At 60.6% G+C, this 2,694-nt stretch carries 4 protein-coding genes and 1 tRNA gene; 3 read left to right on the top strand and 2 right to left on the bottom strand.

The genetic code is table 11. The features are described 5' to 3' along the window. Window positions 1–18: 18 nt before the first annotated feature. Together CG471_RS29520 and CG471_RS29515 are read left to right on the top strand one after the other, a co-directional pair. A tRNA-Met gene (locus tag CG471_RS29520) sits at window positions 19–95 on the top strand. A gap of 190 nt (window positions 96–285) precedes the next feature. Next, window positions 286–1,488, top strand: a complete 1,203-nt coding sequence (locus CG471_RS29515) for an integrase arm-type DNA-binding domain-containing protein (protein ID WP_099234628.1) — start codon at window positions 286–288, stop codon at window positions 1,486–1,488. 49 nt (window positions 1,489–1,537) lie between these two features. Here the strand turns inward: CG471_RS29515 and CG471_RS29510 are convergent, their stop codons facing one another. Then, window positions 1,538–1,999, bottom strand: coding sequence for a MucR family transcriptional regulator (locus CG471_RS29510; RefSeq protein ID WP_099234627.1), 462 nt, complete (start codon window positions 1,997–1,999; stop codon window positions 1,538–1,540). Between the two features lie 368 nt (window positions 2,000–2,367). On the opposite strand from CG471_RS29510, the gene CG471_RS31605 reads away from it, so the two are divergent. Then, window positions 2,368–2,499: a hypothetical protein gene (locus CG471_RS31605; RefSeq protein ID WP_257211738.1), complete on the top strand. Its 132-nt coding sequence runs from the start codon at window positions 2,368–2,370 to the stop codon at window positions 2,497–2,499. A gap of 35 nt (window positions 2,500–2,534) precedes the next feature. Here CG471_RS31605 and CG471_RS29505 read toward each other — a convergent pair. Further along, window positions 2,535–2,694: transposase (locus tag CG471_RS29505; protein ID WP_143560160.1), on the bottom strand; the 160-nt coding region annotated here is incomplete at its 5' end.

The following is a 2,694-nucleotide window of genomic DNA, read 5'->3' as shown; positions in this document are numbered from 1 at the left end:
ACCCAAAACGCCCAGTGTCGCGGGATGGAGCAGCCCGGTAGCTCGTCAGGCTCATAACCTGAAGGTCGTAGGTTCAAATCCTACTCCCGCAACCAAATCACAACACACACACGCACGCCGCCTCGGATCATTCCGCGGCGGTTTTTCTACGCCTTTTTTGGCGGATTTGCGCCGTTTCCTGGGGGGGCAGCGCCGCCCATCGGATCGCGCCTGATGCCAGGACGTCGATTTGCTTTTGGGGGTGTTTTGGAGGGTAATGCCTGTGCCCAGCAGGAGATACCCCCTATGCTGCTCAAGGAACTCGAGGTTCGCTACGCCAGCCGGCGATCGAAGGATTACAAGCTCGGTGATGGCGGCGGCCTCTATCTGCTTGTCCGTCCGACCGGATCGCGCCTCTGGCGCATGAAATATCGGCTCGACGGCAAGGAGAAGCTGCTCTCGTTTGGGCGCTACCCGGAGGTTACCCTGGCTGAGGCGCGGCTGCGCCGCGCTGAGGCCAAGCTGGCCCTTGCGCGGGGCGAGGATCCTGGTCCCAGGGCGGCATCGCCTGTGACGCGCTTTGAGGCCGCTGCGCGGGCCTGGCATGGCAATCGGGCGAGCGGGCTGGAGCCGGGGCATGCGGCACGCATATTGTCGCGTCTGGAGCGCGACGTGTTCCCGTCGCTCGGGCAGCGCGATCTCAAGGACATCACTGCGGGCGACGTGCTGACGATGCTGCGGGCGGTTGAGGCGCGCGGCGCGCTCGATGTCAGCCGCCGGCTACGTCAGCATGTGAGCCAGGTCTATCTCTTTGCCATCCCGCAGGGCTGGGCCACCCATGATCCTGCTGCCGGGCTTGCTACCTTGCTGCGGCCCAAGCCTCGGGTCCGGCATATGGCCCGGGTTGGGGCAGGGGAGTTGCCTGCCCTTGTTCGGGCGATCGACGCCTATGACGGCGATGAGAATCCCCGGCCACGTGCGGTCACGCGCGACGCGCTCTTGTTCACGCTGCTGACCTGGGCGCGGACCAATGAAACCCGCTATGCGACATGGGAGGAGTTTGAGGGGCTGGATGGCCCTGATCCCATCTGGCGGGTGCCGGCCGAGCGAATGAAGATGGGGCGTGAGCATATCGTGCCGCTTTCGCGGCAGGTGGTTGGGTTGCTGGAGAGCGTGCGCGTTTACAGCCGGGGGCCTTATGTCTTTGCCGGCGACAAGCCTGCGCTACCGATATCGCAGAACACGATGATCTATGGCTGCTACCGCATGGGCTATCGCGGCCGTCAAACGGTACATGGGCTCCGAGGCCTTGCCTCGACCTGGGCCAATGAAGCGGAATGCTATCGGCCAGATTGGATCGAGATGGCGCTGGCCCATGCTGATCGCGATGATGTGCGTGGCGCCTATAACAGCGCCCTCTACCTTACGCCGCGTCGGCGGATGCTGCAGGCGTGGGCTGATCATGTCCTGGGCATGGTCGCGGTGCCGCAGGAGGCGCTGGTCGCGTGATAACAGGGTAATGCGGGGATCGGCTCTGCCGTTCCCCGCATAGCTATGCTCAGGCCGGTTCGGCGACCTTTGTCTTGCGTGGGGTGCGAGCCGGCTTGGCAGTGGCAGCGGCTTCCGCGCGCGGCTTGCGGCCGAGGCCGATCTTGTGGGCCAGTTCCTTGCGCTGCGCAGCATAGTTAGGTGCGACCATCGGATAATCCGCAGGCAAGCCCCACTTGGCGCGATAGTCCGCGGGGGTCATCTGATAATGGGTCATCAGGTGACGCTTGAGCATCTTGAGCTTCTTCCCGTCTTCCAGGCAGACAATATAGTCCGGCTTGATCGACGCGCGCACAGAAACCGCAGGCTCGGGCTTCACTTCTTCAGCAACCGCAGGTTCGCTCAGGCTGGCGAGAGCGCCATGCACATTGGCGATCAGGCTAGGAAGATCATTGATCCCAACGCTGTTGTTGCTGACATGGGCAGCGACAATATCGGCGGTGAGCGTGATGAGCGTTTCTTCAGCGGACATTTTTATCCCTTCTTTGTAGCGACCAGTTATTTTGCTGGATGGCAGAAGGAGGATCGGATTACCAGTGTGCGTTCGATGAACTATTGCTCATGTTCGTCTATCGGATTGAGGGAATGTTGAGGTCATTGTGTAATCATTGCTTCGTTACACCTCATGTCGAGGCGGACCCTTCGCCAGGTTTGACACCAAACTAGGCCGCCAGGCGGAAGTTTAGTGCGTGACCATGCGTCCCGGGGCGGATGAACAACTCTCCGATGATGACAAAATGTTTCCCGATTTCTTCGCCCCGGAACTCCTGAAGAGCGTTAACGATTTCGTGATGCGAAGGAGGCGATCGATGATGGCATCGCTTCGCCAGGAGAGACGCTATGCCGGATGTCTGCGACCTAGACGATGCGAGCTTGATCGCGATCTGGAACGATGCCGACCCCGAAAATCTTTCCGATTATGAACGCGAGGTCATCGAGGAGATGAAAGCGCGTGACATCGTCCCAAGATGAATGAGTAGCCCCTAGTTTTCTAGCGCGTAGACTCATTACGCACTGCACCAGATGCGCACGCAGATGAGCTTGATGGCTGCGAGGAAGTTGGCAGGGTCTTTGTCATAGCGGGTGGCGATGCCACGGAACTGCTTGATGCGGTTGAAGAATCGTTCGACGAGGTTTCGCTGTTTGTAGAGCCACGGCGAGAAGGCG

The sequence above is a fragment of the Sphingobium sp. IP1 genome (genome assembly GCF_002708645.1).
GTDB lineage: Bacteria > Pseudomonadota > Alphaproteobacteria > Sphingomonadales > Sphingomonadaceae > Sphingobium > Sphingobium yanoikuyae.
This window is presented reverse-complemented; position numbering and strand designations above follow the sequence as displayed.